Here is a 26668-nt window from a genome sequence, read left to right as displayed (position 1 = left end):
AGGCGATGCTGCGCATCTGGCCGCGCTACCGGATTGCAGACGGTAGTGAACCTGTAGCCCGGGCAAGGCGCATTAAGCGCCGCCCCCGGGAGCAGCGCGCAGAGTGGCTGAATTTCCCGGAGGCGATGCTGACGCATCTGTCGGTGCTACCGGCCCGCAGACGGCTGTTAACCTGTAGCCCGGGCAAGGCGCATTAAGCGCCGCCCCCGGGAGCAGCGCGCAGAGTGGCTGAATTTCCCGGGGGCGATGCTGCGCATCTGTCCGGGCTACGGCACCGCAGACGGCGGTGAACCCGTAGCCCGGGCAGTGGGTTCACGGTTCGCCAGAAACAAAAAAAGCCCCATCAAGGGGCTCGACATTGCTGTGTGCTTATTATGTGGCGGGAGCCAGACCAGCCGCCGTCAGGCGACCTGTCCGGCAGCTCCCTCTGCAACCATTCGGTTATTTAGACAGCTCGGCGGTCATATGAACCTGGTTACCGGTATACGCTTCGGTAATGTGATAAGACTGGCCCTGGTCTTTAGCAATGGCGGCGATTTTGGCTTCGGCGTTGTCCAGCGTATCAGCGGTTACGCTAACAGGCTGAGCGAAGCTAGCGAAAGAGACCAGAGACAGCATACCGGCAGCGGCAAGTAATTTTACGTTTTTCATGGTGTTTGTCCTTTTAACTTTTATGGTGGAAAGCGTTGTTGCTTTCGATGGACTTATAATAAGTCTGCTAACTATAACGCGCGTTGCAAAAAGTGCGATTTAGATCACACTTTTGTGACGGTATGATGACGAATACCTAAATTTTAATTTTTTATTTCCAAGAAAAACAAACAGATAATTTATTCTGCAGCGTCTCTTTCGCCGTGGAAAACGATCTCAACAGCCGCGCAGTTTTCTCGCCTCGCGTGATTAATCATTTTTAATGTGAATGCATTGGCTGTTTTTTGAGCAAGTAAAGCGGCGATATTTCGCCCGTCAACGAAGCATTGAGCCAGGGTGAAAAGATACAGTGACCCTCACACAGATTGCGTGAGGACAATGGGATGATTGCCGTACTCTTTGAAGCCGAGGTCACTCCGGCGAGTCAGGAACGTTACTTAGCGCTGGCGGCGGAGCTGAAGCCGCTGCTGAACAATATTGACGGTTTTATTGCCATTGAGCGTTTCCAAAGCCTGACCACACCGGGGAAAATTTTGTCGCTCTCCTGGTGGCGGGATGAGGAAGCGGTGCAGGCGTGGAAACGCAACCTTTGCCATCAGGCTGCGCAGAAAGAGGGGCGGGAGAGCATTTTCGCCTGTTATCACATTCGGGTGGCTCAGGTGCTGCGCGAATATCGTGCTTAACCTGCCCATCCCCGGTACTCTGGCTGCTGTTTGTGGTTAGGGAAAATAAGCGAGGCACTATGTTAAAACCTGTTGAGCTAATTGAAGACGATGAGTCCCTGGCCGAAGCGATGGCGGCAGTGGCGTCGGCGATGGCGGATGCCTCGCGCCTGAAGATACTGTGCGCCTTAATGGACGGCCGGGCGTGGACGGCGACCGAGCTTTCTGCCGTCGCCGATATTTCCCCTTCGACCGCCAGCGCGCATCTTAGCCGCCTGGTCAACAGCGGTTTATTAATCTGCCTTGCTCAGGGCCGGCATCGCTACTACCGCCTCGCCGGTAGCGATGTCGCCGGTTTGCTGGAGAATATGATGACCATGGCCGGCAAGCGCGCGGTGGCGCTCGCAACCAGCACGCCGGTCAATTTGCGCCTGGCGCGCACCTGTTACGATCATCTGGCCGGAGAAGTGGCGGTATCGCTGTATGATTTTCTGCAGCGTGAAGCGTGGATAACGCCTGACGGAACGGCGCTGACGCTCGCCGGGGAAGCGCACTTTGCCCGGCTGGGAGTGGTGGTGAAGCGCGGCTCCCGGCGCAAAGCCTGCTGCGGCTGTCTGGACTGGAGCGAACGACGCTTTCATCTTGGGGGAGCGGCGGGCGCGGCGCTGCTGCAGCACGGTCTGGAGAACGGCTGGTTTAGCACTACCGCGGGATTTCGCGAAGTGACGATTACGCCGGCAGGGTGGCGCGCGTTGTATCTGCATTTTCAACTGACGAAAAAGGGGGATTGCTGACGGATTAGGATTGTTCTCTCTGTAGAGAAATAACCTTTTATGCAACTATAGGTTGCTATCTTGTTAATTCCATATCGTCTTTTCCCCTTCAGTGTAAATAACAATAGCTTTGTTTCTTGCTATCAATCCCCAGTAATTAATAGTTGTGAGCTATCTGTTACATTGATTAACAGCTCGTGAACATATGTATATTTGTCAGCGAAAAATAGCATTCTTTGACGCCGACAGCCTTGACGAATTCTTTTATCGGGTTCGTTCCTGACGCCTTAAATATTGCGGCTTCCGGTCAGTCGAAGTTTCTATTAACAGTTGCAAAAGTGAGCATCGCAAATCGCTTCTGACTTTTGTGCGTATTAACTGTTTGCTCATTGATACTTAATTCACTCTGACAAGGAAATGGCAATGAAAAAGGTTCTTCTCTCTGCTGCAATGGCAACTGCGTTTTTTGGTATGGCTGCGGCAAATGCTGCTGATACCAATGTAGGCGGCGGTCAGGTTAATTTCTTCGGTAAAGTTACCGACGTATCTTGTACTGTTTCCGTAAACGGCCAGGGCAGCGATGCGAACGTTTATCTGTCACCAGTGACTTTAACGGAAGTTAAAGCTGCCGCGGCGGATACCTATCTGAAACCGAAATCTTTCACCATCGATGTTTCTGACTGCCAGGCGGCTGATGGCACCAAACAGGATGATGTGAGCAAACTGGGCGTGAACTGGACCGGCGGTAACCTGCTGGCGGGCGCAACCGCTAAACAGCAGGGCTACCTGGCTAACACCGAAGCCGCCGGCGCGCAGAATATCCAGCTGGTTCTCTCCACCGATAACGCCACCGCGCTGACCAACAAAATCATCCCGGGCGACAGCACCCAGCCTAAAGCGGCCGGTGATGCCTCTGCCGTTCAGGATGGCGCGCGCTTCACTTACTACGTCGGCTACGCGACCAGCACCCCGACCACGGTTACCACCGGTGTGGTTAACAGCTACGCGACTTACGAAATTACTTATCAGTAATATCGACTGAGAGATAAAGCCGCCTCGCGCCGGGGCGGTCTATACCCGTCATACTTCGAATGGCACAGGCGTTGGCGACGTTTGCTCACCCCAGTCACTCTCTGGCCGCCTTTCTGCAATTCGAATTATTCAGGGTATACAACAATAATAAAGCGGCCACTGCTGCCGCTTATTTTTTTATTCTGAGGTCAGCATGAAGCGTATTGCCCTTTTTTTCTGTTTCATTTTTAGTTTTGCGGCCCATGCCAATAATATTATTGTTAACGGTACCCGCTTTATTTATCCAGGAAATGAAAAAGAAATAACGGTGCAGCTCTCTAACACCGCCGACCGTCCGGCGCTGGCGCAAGCCTGGCTGGATAACGGTAATGCCGACGCGACGCCGGATACCATTACGACCCCCTTTATTATCACGCCGCCTATTTCCCGCGTTGATGCGAAAAGCGGTCAAACCCTGCGTATTAAGCTCGGCAGTAATGCAGGGCTGGCTAAAGATAAAGAGACGCTGTGGTGGCTGAACCTTCTGGAAATACCGCCGGTTGAGGCCAGCCAGAAAAACGAAGGGCAAAATATTCTGCAGCTGGCGATTCGTTCGCGCTTTAAGTTTATTTATCGCCCTGCCGGGCTAGGCAATCGCGACGCTGCGGCAGAAAAACTGGCGCTCTCCGCTAACGGCAGCAGCCTGTCCGTCAGTAACCCAACGCCCTTTTATATCACCGTAAGCCGTATCTCCCGTAACGGCGGCAAAGCGCTCAACAGCAAAACGGTCATGTTTGCCCCGCAGTCCAGCCAGACCATCGCCCTCTCTTCAGCGGTGAGCAAAGGCGAGACCCTGACCGTTAACAACATTAATGATTATGGTGCAGATGTCGCAGTGAAAGTTACCGTCAAATAAGGGAAACGATCATGAAGCAGAGGTCAATCTGCCCGGGAAGATTAAGCACGGCTATTGCGGTTGCGCTGTGCTGCTTTCCGCCATTTTCCAGCGGACAGGAAAACCCGGGAACGATCTATCAATTTAACGATGGTTTTATCGTCGGCAGTCGCGAAAAGGTCGACCTGTCGCGCTTCTCGACCAGCGCTATCAGCGAGGGCGTCTACTCCCTTGATGTCTATACTAACGGCGAATGGAAAGGGCGCTACGACCTGAAAATCACCGCCGGTAAAGACGGCAAAATGGGCGTCTGCTATACCAAAGCGATGCTGATGCAGTATGGGATTTCGCCGGAAAAATTAAATCTGCAGCTCAGCGAAAAAGAGGGCTTCTGCGGACGCCTGCAGGAGTGGCGTCACGAAGATAACGTCAAAGACACGCTGATTCAGTCCTCCCTGAGACTGGATATTGCCGTACCGCAAATCTACGAAGATCAGCGCCTGAAAAACTTTGTCAGCCCGCAATTCTGGGATAAAGGCGTTGCGGCGCTGAATTTAGGCTGGATGGCCAACGCCTGGAACAGCCATATCTCCTCGGCCAACGGTTCCGATAACAGCAGCGCGTATCTTGGCGTTAACGCGGGCCTGTCGTGGGACGGCTGGCTGCTCAAGCATATCGGTAACCTGAACTGGCAGCAGCAGCAGGGGAAAGCGCACTGGAACAGCAACCAGACCTATCTGCAGCGGCCGATTCCGCAGATTAACTCGATAGTCAGCGGCGGGCAGATTTTTACCAACGGCGAGTTCTTTGACACCATCGGCCTGCGCGGGGTTAACCTGGCGACCGATGACAATATGTTTCCCGACGGCATGCGCTCCTACGCCCCTGAAATTCGCGGCGTGGCGCAAAGCAACGCCCTGGTGACGGTGCGCCAGGGCAGCAATATTATCTATCAGACCACGGTGCCGCCGGGGCCGTTTACCCTGCAGGATGTCTATCCTTCCGGCTACGGTAGCGACCTTGAAGTGTCGGTTAAAGAGGCCGATGGTTCGGTCGAGGTATTCAGCGTACCTTACGCCTCGGTAGCGCAGCTGCTGCGTCCGGGGATGACCCGCTACGCGCTCTCCGCCGGTAAAGTCGACGATAGTTCGCTGCGTAATAAACCGATGCTCTACCAGGGAACCTGGCAGCATGGTTTAAATAACCTGTTTACCGGCTATACCGGCGTCACCGGATTTGATGACTATCAGGCGTTCCTGCTGGGGACCGGGATGAATACCGGCATCGGCGCGCTCTCATTCGACGTGACTCACTCGCGGCTGAAGAGCGATACCCTTGACGAGCACGGTCAAAGCTATCGCGCCACCTTTAACCGCATGTTTACCGAAACCCAGACCAGCATCGTGCTGGCGGCGTATCGCTACTCCACCAAAGGCTACTACAACCTGAACGACGCCCTCTACGCCGTCGATCGGGAGAAGAACTACAACAGCAACTACACCGTGTGGCGCCAGAAAAACGGGATGACCTTTACCGTCAACCAGAACCTGCCGGACGGCTGGGGCGGTTTTTATCTGAGCGGCCGGGTGGCGGATTACTGGAACCGTTCGGGAACGGAGAAGCAGTACCAGTTTAGTTACAACAACATGTACGGTCGGCTCTCGTGGTCGGTCAGCGCCCAGCGCGTCTATACCCCGGATAGCTCCGGCCACCGTCGCGACGATCGCGTGTCACTCAACTTTAGCTACCCGCTGTGGTTCGGTGAAAACCGTACGGCTAACCTGACGTCGAATACCGCGTTTAATAACTCACGCTTCGCCAGTTCGCAGATTGGCGTCAACGGTTCGCTGGATAGTGAAAACAACCTCAACTACGGCGTGTCGACCACGACCTCGACCGGCGGCCAGCACGATGTGGCGCTGAACGGCAGCTACCGTACCCCGTGGACCACGCTGAACGGCAGCTATAGCCAGGGCGAAGGCTATCGCCAGAGCGGCGTAGGCGCCAGCGGGACGCTGATCGCGCATCAGCACGGCGTCGTATTCTCGCCGGAAAGCGGCACCACCATGGCGCTGATCGAAGCGAAAGACGCCGCGGGCGCGATGTTGCCCGGCTCGCCGGGTACCCGCATCGACAGCAACGGCTACGCCATTCTGCCGTATCTGCGGCCTTACCGGATAAATTCCGTTGAAATTGACCCGAAAGGCAGCAACGACGATGTCGCCTTCGGCAGTACCGTGGCGCAGGTGGTGCCGTGGGAAGGGAGCGTGGTCAAGGTCTCCTTCGATACCACGCTGCAGAACAACGTCACTCTGCAGGCGCGTCAGGCAAACGGTCTGCCGCTACCGTTCGCCGCCACGATTTACAACCCCTCCGGGAAAGAGATCGGCGTGGTGGGCCAGGGCAGCATGATGTTTATCAGCGACGCCAGCGCGCCGAAGGCCACGGTTAAGTGGAGCGGCGGACAGTGCTCGGTGGAATTAAGTCAGGAAAAAACAAAGGAAACGCTATGTCGCTAATGAAAAAACTGACGCTTTTTATTGGCTTAATGGCGATGGGGACCACGTCGGCATGGGCGTACTGTACGCGCCTGTCGCAGCCGACGGTTAGCCTCGACATGGTTGTGGGCCGGGTGGTGGTTCCGCCGGATCTGCCGGTAGGCTCGGTGATCGTGTCCCGGGACTGGACCATGTCGGCGCCGGGCGGGGCCAGCTATAGCTGCAGCAGCGGCACTAACCGCTTTGTGGCCAAAATCGTCGCCCCCGGGGCGACCGATCTGGGAAATAAAATTTATTCCACCAACGTGCCCGGGATCGGCCTGCGGTTCAGCCGCGGCGGGGCGACGGTCAATATTATCTACCCTGACACGTTCTCCAGCTACGTCAGCCGGACCACGAATTACTCGCTGGAAGGCTCCCGCTTTACGCTGGAGGTGATTAAAACCGCGAGCGTGACCGGCAGCGGAACCCTGGCGGCAGGTAAGTACACCTCTTACGACTGGGAGAACGGCAATAACCCGATCCTCGAAACCCGCCTGAGCGCCAACGCCATCACCGTGGTATCGCCCTCATGTACCATCCTGAGCGGCAAAAATATGAACGTCGATGTCGGCACCATCAAGCGCAGCGATCTCAACGGCGTCGGCACCACCGCGGGCGGAAAGGATTTTAATATTGAGCTGCAGTGCAGCGGCGGGTTAAGCGAGTCGGGATACGCCAATATCCAGACCTCTTTCTCCGGCACGCTGGCTACCGGCACCACGGTGAGCCGAGGCGCGCTGCTGAACGAAAAATCCGGCTCCTCGTTGGCGAAAGGAATTGGTATCCAGGTCCTGAAAGAGGGCGTACCGCTGGAATTCAACAAGAAATACAGCGTCGGTACGCTGCGCACGCAAGAAACCCGATACATCACCCTGCCTCTGCATGCGCGTTTCTATCAATATGCGCCGACCACCAGTACCGGTGAGGTGGAGTCGCACATGATCTTTAACCTGACGTACGATTAATTCGGGAGGCGGGTATGCGTGATTCAGCACAATATAAAAATAGCAAACGACTCATTCAGCTGGCGCTGATCGGCGGGATGCTGATGGCCTCCCCGGCGTCGGGTTTTGAGACCAACTACGATCGAGGGCGGGTGGATTTTGCCGGACGGGTGACGGATATCTCCTGTAGCGTGGCGCTGAACGGCGGCAACAACGCGGGGAGCGGCAGCGTCTGGCTGGCGCCGGTCAGCCTGGCCGAAGTACACGATCGCGGCGCCGGGGCATTTATGAAGCCGCAGCCTTTTACGCTGGAACTCTCGAACTGCCAGCTGCGTCACGACGGCGGCGCGGCGGATAAAGACGAGATCCGCCTGGTTAACGTCCGCTGGGTTGACGGCTTTACGGTCAATGCGGTGGGCAATGAAAATGCTGGCTATCTGAGGAATACGCGGGCGGACGGCGCCAGCCATATTTTCCTCGCGCTGTCGACCAATGATAATAATACCCTCGATAAAAGTAATAAAATCGTCCCGGCCGACCCCTTGCAAAACCGGGTGCCGCTGGTCGAAAAAGCGGTCGATGGCGGCGTATTTACCTATTACATCGGCTACGTGACCCCCGCGCCGGAAAAAGCAACCAGCGGCCCGTTGACCAGTTGGGCAACATGGGAGCTCGTTTATAATTGAAGGGGAGAGGGTATTGCGCGAGTATGACATTTGATGCCGGAGTTATCCGGCATTTATTTATGCGGTGATATCTTCCTGGACCAATTGTTCAATGCTCACTTCCTTCCAGTAGTGTCCCTGAATAGCAAACCATTCCATGCCCTGCAACCAGGCCTTATGCGCTTCGCTTTCTACACCTTCAATAATCACATTATGGTGGTTGCGGGAAAGGAAAGTGACGAGGGCATCCATTAACGGACGACCGGAATCTTTTTGCATTAAAAGCCAGAAGAAGTCTTTATCGATTTTGACATAATCGAAGTGATAGTCGCGAATAGCGTGAATACCGGCGTTGCCAGAGCCAAAATCATCGAGCCAGAGCGTAGTGCTTTGCGGGTTATTCCAGGTTGCGAGAGCATTATTCAAAAGATTATGGGAATTCTCGGTCACTTCAAAATGGACGCAGCCGATTTGGTCGACGAGCGCTTTAATCTCCGGGCGTTGCAATACGTTAAGTATATGGTCATCAACATTAATCGTCGCCGAGATAGCATTTTGCTTAAACCACTGTTTATGTTTTTCAATAAGCGCCAGCTGTTCCATAAAAATGCTTTCGCGTAGTCCCGTATTGGCGTAGCGAAAGAAGTTTTCCGGCGATATAGAGAGGTGGTCAAAGCGGCTCAGGCACTCAACGGCGACGAGCGTACCTTTTGGGGAAAACATTTTTTGAAAGACATAACGAACGGATATATCGCTACGTGATAAATTATGCCTGGAAAAAAGAGTTGCGTTCATTATCTCTCGTCAAAAATCAGGTCAGAGGTAAAGAGAGGAGAATATTATAGGTGACCTTTCTACCTATGGGAATGATTATTAATGGCTTATCGCCAATAAATTATCGGGTTTTGATTGGTCACCCACATATTTTTGGTTTTAGCACTGGTACATATTGACTATGCTTTTGTTCATTGTTCGCGAGTTATTCATCCCGAGTTTCTTCATAATATGTACCTTATGGCTGTGGACCGTTTTATGATCAATGTCGAGAAGCACCGCAATCCTTTTACTGTTATTGCAGGCAATAATTAACTCCAGCACCTGAAGTTCCCTGGCGGTCAGCTTGCGGCGGGTGCATAGCCCCTGGCAGCCCTCGGCGGTTAAGGGCCTGCTGATGATGGCTGAGTAATCTGCCAGCGAGGATTTTTCGGTCAGAATCAACAGGTTTTCCAGATCAAGCAGCTCCCGGAACAGGCTGGACAGCTCGCTTTTGACGATCAGCACCAGCAGCGCGCAATGCGTCAGGCGCTTGCGCAAAGTGTTCAGTAATGCGACCGTTGTGGCCGCAGAGATATCTTTGTGGATGATATTGATAATAACGGTGGCTGCCGGGGAGGCGCTGACCCCTTTCACAATATCCTGAAATTTCAGGGTGGTGATATCCCTGGCGCGATCAATCATATAATCATGGATTGATTGCCCGATGATATTGTCATCAGTGTAAAGTAATATACTGTCCAATGGTTCAGACTCTCTTTTTTCTCTTGGCTTCCATAATCAAGTCGAGCAGCACTTTTTCTATTCGCTTCTTGTTATCAAGATGGCGAAATTTAAACTGACAGGAGATCTGGTAGTAGCTATCTGACTTCTCGTTATCATCTAAAGTCACCATAACAACATTTTTTATAACTAAATCTACGGTGATTTCGCCATATTCAGCGAGGGCGAGGATAGCGTTCTTGAGGATGGCGTTATGGCTGAGGAATTTCAGATTGGGGCTCCTGGTCATCAGCGCGCAACCGCCGTCCGAAATGTCTTTGATTTCGAATAGATAGTTTTCTCCGTTTTTGTGTCGGCCGTGACAGAAGAATTCGTGCTCGTGGCGCAGACGGAATCGGGGATCGCGCCGGCGTTGTACCACCTGGATACACTCCGGTAAGGTAAATGCGACCTTCCTGCATTTCCCTTCACCGCCGGCATAGCTTTTCTTTAGCGTAGAGCAAAACTCGATTTTCCCTGAATCGCTATGCAGAATAAATTTAACTTTATGCCCCGCGGGGATTTTGCTGGTGGTGGAGATATGAAACTCGGCAAAATCTACCCGCGTTAGCTGGGTAATAGTGCTTTTGTTATTAACAAAAACTTCTATCTCCGCCTGCTTTCGGAGCTCTTCCCTGAAAATAGCAATAATTTCATACTTACTCGTCTTTATCGTTCCCTCTGTCATGTGAAATCCTTGTAAATTGTTATTGTGTGTGGTCGATTTTTTATATAGCAATACAAACATTCTGATTGTGTTAACCAGATGTTTTTATGAGCATTTGATGTTGTTAGCTATCTTTGCAGCTAAATTGATTTGTATAAACTTTGAATGAGATATTGTTTTTCCTGTAATCAAGAGTTCGAAAATTTTGGCGAGACAAAAACGACAGAAGCCTCCATTTAGGAGGCCAGTCGAAAAAGTTTAAATCTATGCTTTGCATAGGGTTATCCGTAAGAGAATAAAGCGGATAACGCCTAATTTGTAGGATGTATAGTGCCAGTGGCGTTAAGGTAATTCCAGGCAAATATTGAGGAGAAGGCTTCTGCGAATATCGATCCGCAGAAGCCTGAAATCAGGAGTGGGGCTGGAGATTATCCAGAATGGCTAACGCTTCTGGTGGAAGCGTTAATTGCGCGGCGGCCAGATTCTCGTGCAGATGCTGTAGCGAGGAGGTGCCCGGAATGAGCAGGATATTCGGCGAGCGCTGGAGCAGCCAGGCCAGCGCCACCTGCATCGGCGTGGCGTCAAGCGAAGCGGCGACGTCGTTAAGCTCCCGGGCCTGAAGCGGGGTAAAACCGCCGAGGGGGAAAAAGGGCACCCAGGCGATATTTTGCGCCGCCAGCTCGTCGATCAGCGGATCATCCTGACGGTTCGCCACGTTATATTGGTTCTGAACGCAGACGATTGGCGTCAGTTTTTGCGCATCGCTCATCTGTCTGGCGGTGACGTTACTCAGCCCGATATGGCGAATCAACCCGCGTTCTTTCAGCTCCAGAAGGGTGGTTAAGGGCCCCTCCAGCGAACCTTCAACCGGGCCATGCGTGCCGAGCATACTGCGCAGGTTCACCACCTCAAGCACGTCGAGGCCCAGATTGCGCAGATTGTCCTCCACCGCCGCAGTGAGCTCCGCGGGCGACATCGCGGGCAGCCAGTTGCCTTTATCGTCGCGGCGAGCGCTGACTTTGGTGACGATGCACAGATCGGCGGAATAGGGATGCAGCGCCTGGCGAATGAGCTGATTAGTCACGTGTGGACCGTAAAAATCGGAGGTATCAATATGATTGACGCCCGACTCGACCGCTTCCTGCAGTACGCGGATAGCGGTTTGCGGATCTTTTGGCGGGCCGAAGACGCCGGGCCCCGCAAGCTGCATCGCCCCGTATCCCAGACGATAAACCTGACGATCGCCTAACGTCGCAGTACCGGATAATTTTACGCTGGACATATAAACCCCTGCTTTCTTGGTGTGCAAGGGATAAGTGTATGTCCGTCAGGGAGATTGGTGGGGGGAGAATGTTGGCAGAACGTGCGGCGAGGAAAAGACTCGCCGCACGGAGAGGATTAGCTAAAAAACATCACCGACACGCAGAGCAAACCGACAACCAGGGTAATAAAGCTACCTACCGAGCGGTAGGGCTTCAGCGCCGGAATAAGATACGTCGAGAGGGTTGGCATGATGAACAGGATCATCGCGATAAGCGGGCCGCTGACGGCGTAAATCATTGAGATAGCGTTGGGATTGATAAAGCACACCACGAAGGTCAGCGTCGAAACCAGCAGGATCGACATCGCCCGGTTAAACGCGCGGCTTTTACGAATCCCCGCCTGGGCGAGGGACGTTTTGACGATTTCACTGGCCCCTTCAATCACGCCAAAATAGGTGCCAAGGAACGATTTCGACATCGCCACCACCGCCACAATAATCCCGGTGATCGCCAGCCACGCCGGCGACCCCGGCATCATCGACAGGGCGGAAAGAATAGTGACCCCTTGATGGCGGGCGGTTTCAATATAGCCCGCCGGTATCGACAGCAGGCAGCTGAAGACGAAAAACAGCACGCTGGCGCAGATGAGGGTGTAGGCCACCTTCATGATTTTTTTGCATTTACCCATGGCCTGCTCGCCGTATTTCTCCTGCTGATCGATAGCAAAAGTCGATATGATCGGCGTATGGCTAAAAGCGAAAACCATCACGGGAATCGAGATCCAGATTTGGTGGAACGTATGCGGGGTCAGCTGCATCTGGCTGGTCAGATAAGCCGGCTGCCAGCTCCCCATTAAATAGATGGAGAGGAACAGGAAACAGGCGATCAGCGGGAAGACTAAAAAGCCCATGACTTTAATCGTGACGTGGCGGCCCATTAAAAAGATCAGATTCAGCACCAGCACCACGCCCAGGCTGAGCAGCGCCCTGACCTGAGAAGTGATGGGCACATGTCTGGAGAGCTGCTCCGCGAGCGAGTTCGTAATGGCGACAGCGTAGATCAGCACCACCACGAAAAAGGCGAGGAAATAGAGGCCGGTAATCAGGTTACCGATCTTTTTACCGTAATAGTGATTAACGGCGCCGGTGATCCCTGCGCCCGGGGCGATGTTGGCGGAGAGAATAAACTGGCTCAGCGCTTTATGCGGCCAGTAGGTTAACGGCCAGGCGACCAGCGCGGTGATGAACAGAACGATAGCGCCCGCGGATCCCAGTTGGATCGGCAAGAATAACGTGCCAGCGCCTACAGCAGTGCCATATAAGGCGAAACTCCAGAGAGTTTCTTCTTTAGACCAAATTTTAGACATTATGCGACTTTATCAACCAGAAAACGAACAAAAAGGAGTGCAATTTAGCACATTTATGCGTGGGCTGTGGCGATAGTTTCTGGCGAAGAAATGAAGCCGCGGAGCGCCCGTTACCGGCCGGGCGCTTTGCTAAAGATTACTGGCGGGCGGCGATCCGCTGCTGGCGAACCTTGATGACCCGCTCGCGCAGCATATCCCAGACCCAGTTAAAGGCCATGGTGTAGGGCAGGAAGAACAGCATAAAGCCGATTTCCAGCATAAACGCCTGCATCAGCGAAACGCCCAGCACCAGCGCGACCATCGTGACGCCGATAATAATAAAGCCTGACTCGAAGCCGATCGCGTGCAGCGCGCGGACCCGCAGGGTACGGACGACCCGGGTTACCGGCCACAGCCGGTCGAAGAGGGCGTTATAGATAATGTTCCAGACCATCGCCAGCGTCGCGAGCAGGATACTGAGCCCGCCCATTTCAACGACCGAACGCTGCATGAGCCATGCGGCGGTTGGGGCGAGGATTAGCGTCGCCAGACCTTCAAAGCTTATCGCGTGGATTACCCGTTCCGTCAGCGTTTTGCGCTGGGCGTTGACTTGTTGCATGGCTTGTTGCCTCCGGTCTTTATATGAAATTACCCGGCATTTTATGGATAAATGTGATAAACAAAAGATAGTATCCATCGATAAAGTAGATAGTTCATGCGCTATTCTCCCGAAGCTTTAACCGCGTTTGTCGAATCCGTGGCCTGCGGTTCATTCTCTGCCGCGGCGCGGCGGCTGCGCAAAAGCCAGTCCGCCATCAGCACCGCAATCGCCAACCTGGAAGCCGATCTTGGCGTGACGTTGTTCGATCGCACCTCCAGACAGCCGACGCTCACGCCGCAGGGCGAACAGGTGTTGAGCTACGTGAAGGCGATTCTGGCGGCCAGCGACAGGCTGGATGAGCTGGCCATTTCGCTGTCTGGCAACACCGAAGCGCGTCTGACCTTTGTGCTCTCCGATACGCTGCATCCCGATGTGCTGGAAGATCTGCTGGCGCAGTTCGATCGTCGTTTTCCGCACACCGAATTTGAGTGCCTGATTGGTGAAGACGACGACGTTATCGATCTGCTGCAAAAGGAGCGGGCGCAGGTGGGGCTGATTGAGGCCAGGGACAGCTACCCGACAGAGATAGGCAGTATCCGGCTGCCGATGCAAACCGAAATGGCTATCTTCGTGGCGCCCCGGCACCCGCTGGCGGCCCAGGGCAGCGTCACCCGCGATGAGCTGTTCAGCTGGCGCGAGCTGCGCCTGAGCACCTATCTGGAAAATACGGCGGAACCGGCGCGCGGTCTGGTATGGTCGGCGCCTAACTATCTGCTGCTGTTCAGCATGGCGGCGCAGGGGTTGGGATGGTGTATTTTGCCCAGCGCGCTGGTGGAGGAGTTCGCCGGGAGCGGAAGCCTGGTGGCGCTGGATATTGCCGGCTGGCCGCGGATGATCTCCACCGATTTGCTGTGGAATAAAAAGGCGCCGCCGGGAGAAGCGGGAAGCTGGCTGCGTCAGCATCTGCAGGGGCACGGGCGCGAATAGGGGCCATTTTTGCCATCGCCGACGATCTTTGTGATTCCCCTCACTTTTTTTAAACAATTGCGAAAATTTTTGATAACAATTCACTACTATGATGCTGTTTCTTTGCGCAGAGGCGGAGCAGAGGTAGAGGATGAAAGATGTCGTAATCGTCGGCGCGTTGCGAACGCCAATCGGCTGTTTTCAGGGCGCGCTGTCGCGTCATTCGGCGGTGGAGCTGGGCAGCGTGGTGGTGAAGGCGCTTGTTGAGCGCAGCGGCGTCGATCCGCAAAGTATTGATGAGGTGATCCTCGGCCAGGTGCTGACGGCAGGAACCGGACAGAATCCGGCGCGTCAGTCGGCGATCCGCGGCGGGCTGCCTAATACCGTTTCTGCTATTACCATCAACGACGTCTGCGGTTCCGGACTGAAGGCGCTGCACCTGGCGACCCAGGCGATTCAGTGCGGCGAAGCGGACGTAGTGATCGCCGGCGGGCAGGAGAATATGAGCCGCGCCCCTCACGTGCTGACCGACAGCCGTACCGGCGCCCAGTTGGGCAATAGCCAGCTTATCGACAGCCTTGTCCACGATGGCCTGTGGGATGCGTTTAACGACTACCATATGGGCGTGACGGCGGAGAACCTGGCGCGAGAGTATGGCATCAGCCGTGAACTGCAGGATGCGTGGGCGCTTAGCTCGCAGCACAAAGCGCGGCGGGCGATTGATTCCGGACGCTTTCGCGATGAAATCGTGCCGGTGACCAGCGAACTCAACGGTACTCCGCGCCTGGTGGATACCGATGAGCAGCCGCGCGTCGACCCCAGCGCAGAAGCGCTGGCCAGCCTGCTGCCGACCTTTGACCAGCAGGGCTCGGTCACCGCCGGCAATGCCTCAAGCATTAACGATGGCGCGGCGGCGGTGATGATGATGAGCGAAGCTAAAGCCGAGGAGCTGGGGCTGCCGATTCTGGCGCGGATCCGCGCTTTTGCCAGCGTGGGCGTCGATCCGGCGCTGATGGGGATCGCGCCGGTCCATGCCACCCGTCGCTGCCTTGAACGCGCGGGCTGGAAGCTGGATGAAGTCGACCTTATCGAAGCCAACGAAGCCTTTGCCGCTCAGGCCATTTCGGTGGGCAGGGTACTGGAATGGGACGAACGGCGGGTGAACGTGAACGGCGGCGCCATTGCGCTGGGCCACCCGATTGGCGCTTCCGGCTGCCGCATTCTGGTTTCCCTGGTGCACGAGATGATTAAACGCGATGCCCGCAAAGGGCTGGCCACGCTATGCATCGGCGGCGGCCAGGGCGTGGCGCTGGCGGTTGAACGCGAATAGGCCCTTTCTGATATATGCGTTAACTGAGCCTCCCTGTGGAGGCTTTTTTTTGCTTCCCGCCAGGCGTTACCCTGCCAAAAATTCCTTTCTGACGCGCTATTTTGTTGAGCGTTGTCACGTCTTTCTGTGCCACCTTTTTTGAAACAAATATTTACGATCGCGATCACTAAAACATTATTGCCTAAAAAATAAAATACGGTTTTATAAAAACGAAACGATATTTTAATTATGAGGGGTAATTTATGTTCGCAAGATCTCTGGCCCTTGCTGCACTCTGTGGCATGTCTTTCGCGGCTTCAGCCGTCACGGTAGATTTACGTCACGAATTCATTGACGGCGGCAAATCGGATAAGAGCAACGCCGACCGCGTCTCCGTCTCCCATCGTTTCGCTAACGGCTTTGGCTTCTCCGTTGAGGCGAAGTGGAAGTCGGGCGGCGATAACACCAGCCAGCCTTATTCAGATTTCGTCGGTAATGGTCATGAAGAGAGCATTACCTGGCAGTGGAAGGCGAATAAAAACTTCTCGGTCACGCCGGGGTTCAATATTGAAAGTAACGATAGCCGCTCGATCTACAAGCCAAACCTGCGCGTGCAGTACAGCTTCGATAATGGCTTCTACGTCGCCGCCCGCTATCGTTACGACTATACCCGCTACCCGGCGAATGCAGGGAAAGAGGATGACAAAGTTAACCGCGGCGATGCGTGGGCCGGTTACGTCTTCGGCGACTGGCGTACGGAGCTGAACTACGTTTATGCGCGCAGTACCGAAGGGGTTAAGCGCAACGACAACAAACCGTACTCGCAGGAGTACAACCTCAAGGTTGCCTACAAGCTGGATAAAAACTGGGCGCCGTACGGCGAGCTCGGCAACGTTGGCGTCAACGATCGCAGCGACCGCCAGACCCGTTTCCGCGTAGGTGTTGCCTACTCGTTCTAACTTAAAAAATGTCCTCATCGTTTACCCCGGAGCGGTCAGCCGGGGTTTTCCGTTGGTATTAATCCCTCTTCCCGGAACGGCGCAGTGCGCCCCATCGGCACGGAATGTAGCCCGGATAAGCGCAGCGCGATCCGGGGAAAACGCCGGGCATAAAAAAGCCCTCCGAAAGGAGGGCAAGGCCAGTTACAGAAACACTAACTCAAACAGTGGCTAACGCTATGCCTTCAGCATCTCAGGCTGGGGCGGCAGCTTCGCGATATACACGGCAGGTTTGCCGTCTTTATCGGAGCTGAACAAAATGGCGCTATCGTCCGGAGTAAAGGACGGGTGCGGGTGGGTAACCTGGCGACTATTGGCCACGGTTGCCCAGGAGGTATCGTGACGCGCAACGCGAAAATAGGCCTGCTTCGCGACATCGAAAGCGTACAGATACGGGTCGTTATCAATGGTGTAGCCGCTGGTGTCTTTGACGTCCACCGGGGTACCGGAACCATCGCCAACCAGCATCGTGCCGTCAAAGTTACTCATCAGATGCGAACAGGCCGGCATCTGCATCACCGCTTCATTAACGCCGGTATCCGGGTTGAAGCTGTAAATTGTCCGGCCCTGCTGGCCCTTCAGATAAGAGACGTACACCAGCGCGGAGCCGTTCGGTACCCAGAATTCGTGGGTGCAGCTTTCGCCTTCCGCATGCGCTTTGACTTTACGCACGTTGCTACCGTCTTCATTTACCATCCACATCCGCGCATCGACCAGGTCATGCGGCCCTTCATGGCAGAAGGCGACGGTATGGTCATCAAACGGACGATAAATCGGATGGCCCAGCCATTTCCTCTCTTCGTGGATCACGCTGCTTTCGCCGGTTTGCAGGTCGACGCGCAGCAGGCGGCAGTGGGGGCCTTTGTGGAAGAAATCGTGGAAAATCTGCCAGTCGTTGAGCGGCGTCCAGTCGTTTTTGGCAATCTCGATGCCAACCAGTTTGGTGCAATCGCTGTTGGCCACCCAGGTACCGTAGCCCACCCAGTCATCGGCGACGCGATACACTTCACGCTCTTGCAGCGTGGTGAGGTTAACCTCCAGCAGCGTACGGTCGTTCTTCACGTAATAAAGGGATTTATCATCCGGAGAAAGGAAACCACCAAACGTGTTATCACCGGCGCCTTCCGTTAGCTGTACCGCCTCGGCCTTTGCGAGGTCCAGCAGATAGTAGTTCCAGTTGCCGTCGAATTCGCCGGCAAACAGCAGGTGGCTGCCATCGTTAAAAAAACACTTCTGATAGAAATAGTTACGATGACAGGTCACTTCCGGTGGGGTTAAGCGGGTGATCTCCGCGCCGGTGTCCGGATCGCGGCTGACGTCATAATTCAGTTTAACCCGCATGCCTTTAGCCATGATGTACTCCTTTTCCTTCCTGAGATGTCGCCCGCCTGCGTTGACCGGCCAGTGGAAGTAGATTTAAAAGATGGGTGTTAATTTATCAAAACATCGTTTCATTATTTGTGATGACGGACGCAATTCGCAACAACTTCTTGCTATAGATCGCGCTTTTTTGCTGACAGTACGGCCGGCATCCCCGCGCTCTTTGTTTTCCTGCCGTTTTTTTTCGATCCGCCGTCTTTTTTTAAAGTTTGAATAACTCATTGTATTTTATTGAATTAAATAGGAATTTCACGGTTTATCAATCACCGCTTCGTGATCTGTTTTGCATTTTTAACATTTAACAGCCTTAAAATTGAAACGATGTTTTAATAATAATTGAAAATGAATTTAGCCAGGGCTAAGATGTCCTCACTGTAAAACGGAACTCTGTTTTATTTTTAGAAGGGGCAATCCCTGCGAGTTCTTCAAACCATAAGGGTCTGCACAAGCCGCAGGCTGGACTATCAGAACCTTGCCTGTACCTACACAGGCTCTGAAAGATTAAGGAACCAAGTATGATTCTCGACGCATTCTCCCTGCAGGGCAAAGTAGCCGTGGTGAGCGGTTGTGATACGGGTCTGGGCCAGGGCATGGCGGTGGGCCTGGCGGAAGCCGGTTGCGATATCGTGGGTATCAATATTGTTGAACCGACGGAAACTATTGAGCGCGTCACGGCGCTGGGCCGTCGTTTTCTCAGCCTGACCGCCGATCTGCGCCAGATTGACGGTATCCCGCAGCTGCTGGAGCGCGCGGTGGCGGAGTTCGGCCATATCGACATCCTGGTTAACAACGCCGGCCTGATCCGTCGCGAAGACGCGATCGAATTCAGCGAGAAAAACTGGGACGACGTGATGAACCTGAACATTAAGAGCGTGTTCTTTATGTCTCAGGCGGCGGCGAAGCACTTTATTGCCCAGGGTACCGGCGGCAAGATTATCAATATTGCCTCGATGCTCTCTTTTCAGGGCGGGATCCGCGTACCTTCCTACACGGCGTCAAAAAGCGCGGTGATGGGCGTGACTCGTCTGCTGGCGAACGAGTGGGCGAAGCACGGCATCAACGTCAACGCGCTGGCGCCGGGCTATATGGCGACCAACAATACCCAGCAGCTGCGCGCCGACGAACAGCGCAGCAGCGAGATCCTCGACCGTATCCCGGCGGGACGCTGGGGTCTGCCGAGCGACCTGATGGGGCCGGTGGTCTTCCTGGCCTCCAGCGCTTCTGACTACATCAATGGCTACACCGTCGCGGTGGATGGCGGCTGGCTGGCGCGCTAATATTTGCCGCGTTATCAGCGCAAAATAGAACCCTGCTTCGGCAGGGTTTTTTTATGTCTGAATAACAATTGTCCATATGATGAAACTGAAATAGTCCATATGGTTTATTTGTTTTTGAGGTAAGTATCTATATGTAACAGGGGTTGTTGAAGATGAAATGCTTATTTTCTGCTCTTCTGAAAGTTGAATGTCCATCACAAAACCATTGCCTGTAGCAACTTAATCCATATCTTTGGCGTGTCCTGCCTGACACCTTACGCCGCCGATCCCGTAGTTTCATCGTATGTCTTACTTCGTCTGGCAGGAAAAAAATGACCACTCTCAGTCACGACTCTACAACCATGCCGCGTACGCAGCGCGATACCCGGCGCATGAATCAGTTTGTCTCCATTGCCGCCGCGGTGGCAGGGTTGCTGTTTGGCCTCGATATCGGGGTGATTGCCGGGGCGCTGCCCTTTATTACCGACCATTTTGTTTTATCCAGCCGCCTGCAGGAGTGGGTGGTGAGCAGCATGATGCTGGGAGCCGCCATCGGCGCGTTATTTAACGGCTGGCTCTCTTTCCGCCTCGGGCGCAAATACAGCCTGATGGTGGGCGCGGTGCTGTTCGTTGCCGGCTCCGTGGGCTCCGCGTTTGCGACCAGCGTCGAAATGCTGCTGGTGGCAAGGATCGTTCTCGGGGTCGCCGTGGGGATCGCCTCTTATACCGCGCCGCTGTACCTGTCGGAAATGGCGAGCGAAAACGTGCGCGGCAAGATGATCAGCATGTATCAGCTGATGGTGACGCTGGGTATCGTGATGGCGTTTCTCTCCGACACCGCGTTCAGCTACAGCGGCAACTGGCGGGCGATGCTTGGCGTACTGGCGCTGCCGGCGGTGGTGCTGATTATTCTGGTGATCTTCCTGCCGAACAGCCCGCGCTGGCTGGCGGAAAAAGGGCGTCACGTGGAAGCGGAAGAGGTGCTGCGGATGCTGCGCGACACGTCAGAAAAAGCCCGTGACGAGCTCAACGAGATCCGCGAAAGCCTGAAGCTGAAGCAGGGCGGCTGGGCGCTGTTTAAGGTCAACCGCAACGTGCGGCGGGCGGTATTCCTCGGCATGCTGTTGCAGGCGATGCAGCAGTTTACCGGTATGAATATCATCATGTACTACGCGCCGCGCATCTTTAAAATGGCGGGCTTCACCACCACCGAACAGCAGATGGTCGCGACCCTGGTGGTTGGCCTGACCTTTATGTTCGCCACCTTTATCGCCGTCTTTACCGTCGATAAGGCCGGACGTAAGCCGGCGCTGAAAATCGGTTTTAGCGTGATGGCCATCGGCACGCTGGTGCTGGGCTACTGTCTGATGCAGTTTGATAACGGCACCGCCTCCAGCGGTCTCTCCTGGCTGTCGGTGGGGATGACCATGATGTGTATCGCCGGCTATGCGATGAGCGCCGCGCCGGTGGTGTGGATCCTGTGTTCGGAAATTCAGCCGCTGAAGTGCCGCGATTTCGGTATCACCTGCTCAACCACCACCAACTGGGTGTCGAACATGATTATCGGCGCGACCTTCCTGACGCTGCTGGACGCGATCGGAGCGGCAGGAACCTTCTGGCTTTACACCGCGCTGAACGTCGCCTTTATCGGCGTGACGTTCTGGCTGATCCCGGAAACCAAAAACGTCACCCTGGAGCATATTGAACGCAGGCTGATGTCCGGCGAGAAGCTGCGCAATATCGGCAATTAATTACAACGACTCGCGCGGCAGCCACGGGCTGGCTACTTTTACCGTCTCCCGATGGCTGTCGCCGTTAATAATGTGCTGGGCGCTCAGGCGCCCGATATCATAGTGCGGTAGCTGCACCGTTGAGAGCGACGGGAAAAACAGATCGCCAATCCCCACCATATTGTCATAACCCACCACCGCCACATCCTGCGGAATGCGCAGCCCGCGCGCCAGCAGCGTCTGATAGACCATAAACGCGATGCGGTCGTTGCCGCAAATCACCGAGTCGAACTGCGGCTTGCGCTGCTGAATATGGGCCAGCACGACAGCGGGAATATCGCGATAGTGCTCATCGCCGTAGGCCATATAGCAGTGAGCAAGCGTATCCGGGTCAACACCTGCTTCCCGGCAGGCGCGTTCCAGCCCCTGACGGCGGCGGACGGTCGCCAGATGATTCGCCGGCAGATGCAGGCACAGCGGCCGGCGATAGCCCGCGGCCAGCAGAGCCTGTACCGCCGTATACTGACCCTGTTCGTCGTCCGGGATATAGCTGGCCACCGGGTCGTGCAGGCTTTCGCAGTTGGCCAGCACGCAGGGGAGGGTTAACAGCTTGGCCGGTAGCGGTACCTGACGCAGACCCATCGTGGTGTAGATAATGCCGTCCGGACGATGGGAGAGCAGCAGGTCGACGATAGCGTCCGGGCTATCGTCAGAGAACATGTTGACCACGAAGCTGTTCCAGCCGTGCGCCCGCGCGGTCTCTTCGATGGAGAGCGTAATCTCCACCGAGAACGGCGTGGTGACGGTATCCAGCGCCAGTACTCCGATGGTGTTTGGCGTCGCGTGAGCGCCGCGGATTTTCTTCGCCGACAGGTCGGGGACGTAGTTGGTCTCTTCGATAGCCGCCTGGACCCGAGCCAGGGTCTCCGGCTTGAGCCTTTCCGGGCTATTAAGCGCCCGGGAGACCGTCATTAGCGAGACATTCGCCAGCTTTGCTACATCCTTCAGAGATGCCATATTAAGTGCTCCACCCTTGCCGCCAGCAGCGGGGTCAACTAAGTTACTGATGTAAAAGGATCATACAATATTCTATCGTACACGTAGCGCGAGCGAAGAAGATGAATATTTGATCGAGATCTCATCCCTTTTATGTTAACGTTAACTTTTGTGATTAACATCATGAATCTCAACAAAACGAAGTGAGTTTCGCTTTTTGTTAACGTTACCATAATAGCATTACTCCAACATGAGAATGTCATGATGAAAGCGCATCACTCTCACAGCTATCCGTTACTCAGTGCGTTACTCTTTTTCTTTTTCGTGACCTGGTCCTCTTCAGGTTCGCTGCTCTCTATCTGGCTACATCAGGAAGTGGGACTTAAGCCGGGGGATACGGGAATTATCTTCTCAGTGCTTTCCGTCTCCGCGCTTTTCGCCCAGGTGTGCTACGGCTTTATTCAGGACAAACTCGGCCTGCGTAAAAATTTGCTCTGGTACATCACCGTACTGCTGATCCTCTCCGGCCCGGCCTATATGGCGTTTGGCTACCTCCTCAAAATTAACGTCTTACTCGGCAGCATCTTCGGCGGGATTTATATCGGACTGACCTTCAACGGCGGTATCGGCGTGCTGGAATCCTACACCGAGCGCGTCGCGCGCCAGAGCCAGTTTGAATTCGGCAAGGCGCGGATGTGGGGCTCGCTGGGCTGGGCGGTGGCGACCTTCTTCGCCGGTTTGTTGTTCAACATTAACCCGCACTTAAACTTCGCGGTGGCCAGCTGCTCCGGACTGGTCTTTTTTTTCCTACTGGCGCGACTGCGGGTCTCTTCCGCGCCGCATGCCATGCAGGAGGCGGTATCCGGCGGTAAAGTCACGCTGGAAGACGCCCTGCGTCTGCTGACCCTGCCGCGCTTTTGGGCGCTGGTCTTCTTCGTCATCGGCACCTGCATCTACGGCGTTTATGACCAGCAGTTCCCGGTCTACTTCTCTTCCCAGTTCCCGACCCTGCAGGAAGGCAACGCGATGTACGGCTACCTGAACTCGTTCCAGGTGTTCCTGGAAGCCGCCGGTATGTTCTGCGCGCCGTGGCTGGTTAACCGCGTCGGCGCGAAAAACGGCCTGATCTTCGCCGGAATGGTGATGGCCATGCGTATGGTGGCTTCCGGGCTGGTGGAGGGGCCGCTGCTGATCTCCATCACCAAGCTGCTCCACGCCGTCGAGCTGCCGGTACTGCTGGTATCTATCTTTAAATACAACAGCTTAAACTTCGACAAGCGTCTTTCATCCACGCTGTATCTGGTCGGCTTTGCCTGCACCAGCTCGGTTATCGCGACGGTTCTGTCGCCGCTCGCTGGCTATAGCTATGAGAAATACGGCTTCGCCCAGTCCTATCTGATTATGGGACTGCTGGTGTTCTGCACCACCTTTATCTCCATCTTCTTGTTGCGCTCCAGTAAGTCCTCTTCGGACCCGCTAATGCCGCAAACTTCCGCTATCTGAATCAAAAGAGTAATGAATATGACGTATTCAATTTCCCGGGCTGAGCAAGAACTGCAGGCTAAACATGAACAGCTGAACCTGCGCTGGTATCCGCGCTATCACCTGGCCGCCCGTGCGGGCTGGATCAACGATCCCAATGGCCTGGTCTGGTTTGACGGCTGGTACCACGCGTTTTACCAGCACCATCCGTACTCCACCAAATGGGGGCCGATGCACTGGGGTCACGCGCGCAGTAAAGATCTGGTGCACTGGGAACATCTGCCGGTGGCGCTGGCCCCGGAAGGCCCCGAGGATAAAGACGGCTGCTTCTCCGGCTCCGCGGTGGTGGATGGCGATACGCTGGCATTGATTTATACCGGGCATAAATTTCATGGCGATCCCAGCGATGAAGCCAACCTTTATCAGGTGCAATGTCTGGCCACCAGCCGCGACGGGATTCACTTCGAGCGGCAGGGGATCGTGGTCGACACTCCGCCGGGCATGCACCATTTCCGCGACCCGAAAGTGTGGCGAGAAGGGGACAGCTGGTACATGATCGTCGGCGCTCGCGATGGCGACACCGGCCAGGTGCGGCTGTATCGTTCCGCCGATCTGCGCCAGTGGCAGGACGCCGGCGTCCTTGACGAGGCGGAAAAAGAGATGGGCTACATGTGGGAATGCCCGGATTTCTTCGCCCTCAACGGCAAGCATATTCTGATGTTCTCTCCGCAGGGGCTGGCGGCTAAAGGCTATCAAAACCGCAACCTGTTCCAGAGCGGCTATCTGCTCGGTGAATGGCGGCCGGGGCAGGCGTTTGTGCGTGAGGGCGAGTTTGTGGAAATGGATCACGGCCACGACTTTTATGCCCCGCAAAGCTTCCTCACTCCCGACGGCCGCCGCATTGTCATCGGCTGGCTGGATATGTGGGAGTCGCCGCTGCCGGAGCAGCAGGACGGCTGGGCAGGCATGTTGTCGCTGCCGCGTGAACTGAGCCTGAGCGCGGATAATCGACTGCAGATGCGTCCGGCGAAAGAGGTCGAGAGCATGCGCGGCGCCAGCTTCCCGTGGCCGGTGACGACCCTGAAAAACCAGCAGACCACGATGGTGGAGAACTGCGAAGCGATGGAGGTGATCCTGCACTGGGATGGCCTGAACAGCAGCGCCGAGCAGTATGGCCTCAGCTTCGGCGAAGGTCTGCGCGTTTACGTGGATGCGCAGATGCAGCGCCTGGTGCTCGAGCGGCACTATCCGCAGTATGGCCTGTGCGGCACCCGCAGCGTCCCGTTGAACGAAGGCGCCGATCTGAAGCTAAGGATATTCTTCGATAGCTCTTCCGTCGAAGTGTTTGTTAATGATGGCGAGGCCTGTCTTAGCAGCCGTATATATCCGGATGCCGATCGTCGCGAATTGTCTTTATTTGCCTGGAACGGTTCGGCTTATTTAACCGAAGCCGGCGCCTGGCAGCTGGAATAAGTTTTACTGAATAGTTGTTAATAACCCGTCTTCGACGATGGGCGGGTTATTATTGTCACTGTCGTCGAGCTTTACCCATAAATAAAAAATACTATTTAACTAAATAATAAAGGGTTATTCCGATGAATAAAATCTGGGTCGGGTGTGTTCTGACGTCTTTATTTACCCCTCTGGCTAATGCTCAGGCGCCGTTATCCCTTGAGGAGCGGCTGGCGCAAATGGAACAACGGCTAAAGGCGACAGAGCAGCGGGCGGCCAGCGCGGAGGCGGAAATCCGCGCGCTAAAAAAACAGGAGGCGCCAGCGACGACGGTGGCCAGCGCCGCACCGGCTAAACCCGCTTTACAACTTAATGATTATGGTGAATTAAAATTCTATGGCGATGTTGAGTTTAATATGGACGGCGCCAGCCGCACCGGTAGCCTGACGTCGGTGAAAACCAGCGCCAATAAAAACTGGGCGCCGGGAGATAAAGAGCGCTGGGATATTAACGGCCGTATTCTTCTGGGCTTTGATGGATTACGCAAAGGGGCTAACGGTAAATATGCCGGATTCAGCGTGCAGCCGCTGGCGGATATGAACGGTAAAATGAATCTTGATGATGCGGCCTTTTTCTTTGGTCAGCAGGATGACTGGAAAATTAAAATCGGTCGCTTCGAAGCCTACGATATGTTCCCGCTAAATCAGGATACGTTTGTTGAATATTCCGGCAACACGGCGAACGATCTGTATAGCGACGGCTACGGCTATATTTATATGATGAAAGAGGGGCGCGGACGCAGCAGCAGCGGCGGCAACTTCCTGCTGAGTAAAAATCTCGATAACTGGTATTTTGAGGTGAATACGCTGGTGGAGGACGGCAGCTCGCTGTTCGTGGACCAGAATTATCACGGCAACGCGCTGGATAACCGTAAAAATGTGGTTTACGTGCGTCCGGTCGCGGCCTGGCAATCCGGCGCCTGGTCGGTGGCGGCAGCGATGGAGAGTAACCTCGTTAATAATGCTTACGGTTATGAGAATCAGAATGGACGTTGGGTCGATCAGTCCAGCCGCACCGGCTACGGCATGACGATGAGCTGGAACACGCTGAAAACCGATGCCGAGGACGGGGCGGTGGTGAACTTAAGCACCGCGTATCTGGACGCGGCGGATGAAAAGGATTTCAGCGCCGGTATCAATGCGTTATGGCATCGCGTGGAGCTGGGCTATATCTATGCGCATAACAAAATCGACCAGTTTAATATGTCCGGCGTCAACGCGGAGTGTGATAGCGACTGCGCGATTCTGGCGCCGGGGCGCTACGACATTCACACCATTCATACCTCATGGCATTTGCCGAATATTATGGATATGCCGAACTTTAATATTTATCTCGGGGCCTATGCGTCATGGCTCGATTCATCGGCGATGAAAAGCGGCAACACCGATGAACGCTACGGTGCGCGGGTGCGGTTTAAATATTTCTTCTGACGGTCTTCCCGGGTCGCAGACGGCTGTAGCCCGGGCAGGCGCTTTGCGCCGCCCCCG

The 26668-nt window shown here is 54.8% G+C and carries 25 protein-coding genes; 16 read left to right on the top strand and 9 right to left on the bottom strand.

Annotated features, from left to right (window positions below):
• The first annotated feature begins 5 nt into the window (after positions 1-5).
• On the top strand, positions 6-197 hold the full coding sequence (locus BJF97_RS24150) for a hypothetical protein (RefSeq protein WP_032694728.1): 192 nt from the start codon (positions 6-8) through the stop codon (positions 195-197).
• Between the two features lie 244 nt (positions 198-441).
• Here BJF97_RS24150 and BJF97_RS24145 read toward each other — a convergent pair whose 3' ends face one another.
• Positions 442-651, bottom strand: a complete 210-nt coding sequence (locus BJF97_RS24145) for a YdgH/BhsA/McbA-like domain containing protein (protein WP_014226701.1) — start codon at positions 649-651, stop codon at positions 442-444.
• A gap of 383 nt (positions 652-1034) precedes the next feature.
• Here BJF97_RS24145 and BJF97_RS24140 point away from each other — a divergent pair, with 383 nt between their 5' ends.
• The 7 genes from BJF97_RS24140 (at position 1035) to BJF97_RS24110 (ending at position 8162) form a co-directional block, all read left to right on the top strand.
• Positions 1035-1334 carry an antibiotic biosynthesis monooxygenase family protein gene (locus BJF97_RS24140; protein ID WP_014226700.1) on the top strand — a complete coding sequence of 100 codons (300 nt, stop codon included), beginning with the start codon at positions 1035-1037 and terminating at the stop codon, positions 1332-1334.
• Positions 1335-1393: 59 nt separating this feature from the next.
• Entirely contained in the window at positions 1394-2107 is a 714-nt protein-coding gene (locus BJF97_RS24135) for an ArsR/SmtB family transcription factor (RefSeq protein WP_014226699.1), read from the top strand.
• Positions 2108-2509: 402 nt separating this feature from the next.
• Complete coding sequence (gene mrkA / locus BJF97_RS24130) at positions 2510-3118, top strand: type 3 fimbria major subunit MrkA (protein ID WP_001493056.1); 609 nt, start codon at positions 2510-2512, stop codon at positions 3116-3118.
• A gap of 193 nt (positions 3119-3311) precedes the next feature.
• Positions 3312-4013, top strand: a complete 702-nt coding sequence (locus tag BJF97_RS24125; protein ID WP_000820820.1) for a fimbrial biogenesis chaperone — start codon at positions 3312-3314, stop codon at positions 4011-4013.
• A gap of 11 nt (positions 4014-4024) precedes the next feature.
• Entirely contained in the window at positions 4025-6511 is a 2487-nt protein-coding gene (locus tag BJF97_RS24120; protein ID WP_032694726.1) for a fimbria/pilus outer membrane usher protein, read from the top strand.
• Positions 6502-7497 (top strand): fimbrial protein, encoded by a 996-nt coding sequence (locus BJF97_RS24115; protein ID WP_004124708.1) that lies wholly within the window; start codon positions 6502-6504, stop codon positions 7495-7497. The genes BJF97_RS24120 and BJF97_RS24115 overlap by 10 nt, the downstream gene beginning before the upstream one ends.
• Positions 7498-7511: 14 nt before the next feature.
• Entirely contained in the window at positions 7512-8162 is a 651-nt protein-coding gene (locus BJF97_RS24110) for a fimbrial protein (RefSeq protein ID WP_014226696.1), read from the top strand.
• A 57-nt stretch (positions 8163-8219) separates the two neighbouring features.
• On the opposite strand, the gene mrkJ is transcribed toward BJF97_RS24110, so the two are convergent.
• The 6 genes from mrkJ to BJF97_RS24080 form a co-directional block, all read right to left on the bottom strand.
• Positions 8220-8936 (bottom strand): cyclic-di-GMP phosphodiesterase MrkJ, encoded by a 717-nt coding sequence (gene mrkJ, locus BJF97_RS24105; RefSeq protein WP_032694725.1) that lies wholly within the window; start codon positions 8934-8936, stop codon positions 8220-8222.
• Positions 8937-9074: 138 nt separating this feature from the next.
• Positions 9075-9659 carry a helix-turn-helix transcriptional regulator gene (locus BJF97_RS24100; protein ID WP_032694724.1) on the bottom strand — a complete coding sequence of 195 codons (585 nt, stop codon included), beginning with the start codon at positions 9657-9659 and terminating at the stop codon, positions 9075-9077.
• Between the two features lie 4 nt (positions 9660-9663).
• The gene (locus BJF97_RS24095) at positions 9664-10365 is read right to left on the bottom strand and encodes a flagellar brake protein (RefSeq protein ID WP_014226694.1); all 702 of its coding nucleotides are present in this window, start codon (positions 10363-10365) and stop codon (positions 9664-9666) included.
• Between the two features lie 388 nt (positions 10366-10753).
• Positions 10754-11626 (bottom strand): aldo/keto reductase family oxidoreductase, encoded by an 873-nt coding sequence (locus BJF97_RS24090; protein WP_032694723.1) that lies wholly within the window; start codon positions 11624-11626, stop codon positions 10754-10756.
• A gap of 116 nt (positions 11627-11742) precedes the next feature.
• Complete coding sequence (locus BJF97_RS24085; RefSeq protein ID WP_032694722.1) at positions 11743-12972, bottom strand: amino acid permease; 1230 nt, start codon at positions 12970-12972, stop codon at positions 11743-11745.
• 136 nt (positions 12973-13108) lie between these two features.
• Entirely contained in the window at positions 13109-13570 is a 462-nt protein-coding gene (locus tag BJF97_RS24080) for a multidrug/biocide efflux PACE transporter (protein ID WP_009651689.1), read from the bottom strand.
• A 96-nt stretch (positions 13571-13666) separates the two neighbouring features.
• Between BJF97_RS24080 and BJF97_RS24075 the strand changes: the two genes are divergently transcribed.
• The 3 genes from BJF97_RS24075 (at position 13667) to BJF97_RS24065 (ending at position 16786) form a co-directional block, all read left to right on the top strand.
• Entirely contained in the window at positions 13667-14539 is an 873-nt protein-coding gene (locus BJF97_RS24075) for a LysR family transcriptional regulator (RefSeq protein ID WP_032694721.1), read from the top strand.
• A 130-nt stretch (positions 14540-14669) separates the two neighbouring features.
• A complete protein-coding gene (locus tag BJF97_RS24070) occupies positions 14670-15848 on the top strand; it encodes an acetyl-CoA C-acetyltransferase (protein WP_014226690.1) in 1179 nt (392 codons plus the stop codon).
• A gap of 242 nt (positions 15849-16090) precedes the next feature.
• Positions 16091-16786 carry a porin gene (locus BJF97_RS24065; RefSeq protein ID WP_032694720.1) on the top strand — a complete coding sequence of 232 codons (696 nt, stop codon included), beginning with the start codon at positions 16091-16093 and terminating at the stop codon, positions 16784-16786.
• A gap of 216 nt (positions 16787-17002) precedes the next feature.
• On the opposite strand, the gene BJF97_RS24060 is transcribed toward BJF97_RS24065, so the two are convergent.
• A complete protein-coding gene (locus BJF97_RS24060) occupies positions 17003-18178 on the bottom strand; it encodes an oligogalacturonate lyase family protein (protein ID WP_032694719.1) in 1176 nt (391 codons plus the stop codon).
• A 542-nt stretch (positions 18179-18720) separates the two neighbouring features.
• Between BJF97_RS24060 and kduD the strand changes: the two genes are divergently transcribed.
• Together kduD and araE are read left to right on the top strand one after the other, a co-directional pair.
• The gene (gene kduD / locus BJF97_RS24055) at positions 18721-19482 is read left to right on the top strand and encodes a 2-dehydro-3-deoxy-D-gluconate 5-dehydrogenase KduD (RefSeq protein WP_004124661.1); all 762 of its coding nucleotides are present in this window, start codon (positions 18721-18723) and stop codon (positions 19480-19482) included.
• A 311-nt stretch (positions 19483-19793) separates the two neighbouring features.
• Entirely contained in the window at positions 19794-21212 is a 1419-nt protein-coding gene (araE, locus tag BJF97_RS24050) for an arabinose-proton symporter AraE (RefSeq protein WP_014226687.1), read from the top strand.
• On the opposite strand, the gene BJF97_RS24045 is transcribed toward araE, so the two are convergent.
• Positions 21213-22208 (bottom strand): LacI family DNA-binding transcriptional regulator, encoded by a 996-nt coding sequence (locus BJF97_RS24045; protein ID WP_014226686.1) that lies wholly within the window; start codon positions 22206-22208, stop codon positions 21213-21215. It lies immediately after the preceding gene.
• A 240-nt stretch (positions 22209-22448) separates the two neighbouring features.
• Between BJF97_RS24045 and BJF97_RS24040 the strand changes: the two genes are divergently transcribed.
• From BJF97_RS24040 to BJF97_RS24030, 3 genes are all read left to right on the top strand, one after another.
• Positions 22449-23690, top strand: a complete 1242-nt coding sequence (locus tag BJF97_RS24040; RefSeq protein ID WP_014226685.1) for an MFS transporter — start codon at positions 22449-22451, stop codon at positions 23688-23690.
• A gap of 18 nt (positions 23691-23708) precedes the next feature.
• Positions 23709-25142 (top strand): glycoside hydrolase family 32 protein, encoded by a 1434-nt coding sequence (locus BJF97_RS24035; RefSeq protein ID WP_032694718.1) that lies wholly within the window; start codon positions 23709-23711, stop codon positions 25140-25142.
• Between the two features lie 122 nt (positions 25143-25264).
• Positions 25265-26611, top strand: a complete 1347-nt coding sequence (locus BJF97_RS24030; RefSeq protein WP_014226683.1) for a carbohydrate porin — start codon at positions 25265-25267, stop codon at positions 26609-26611.
• The last annotated feature ends 57 nt before the right edge of the window (positions 26612-26668 follow it).

The sequence above is a fragment of the Klebsiella sp. LTGPAF-6F genome (assembly GCF_001753185.1).
Classification (GTDB): domain Bacteria; phylum Pseudomonadota; class Gammaproteobacteria; order Enterobacterales; family Enterobacteriaceae; genus Klebsiella; species Klebsiella michiganensis.
Note: the sequence above shows the minus strand (reverse complement) of the source record. Positions and strands in the feature narration are given on the sequence as shown.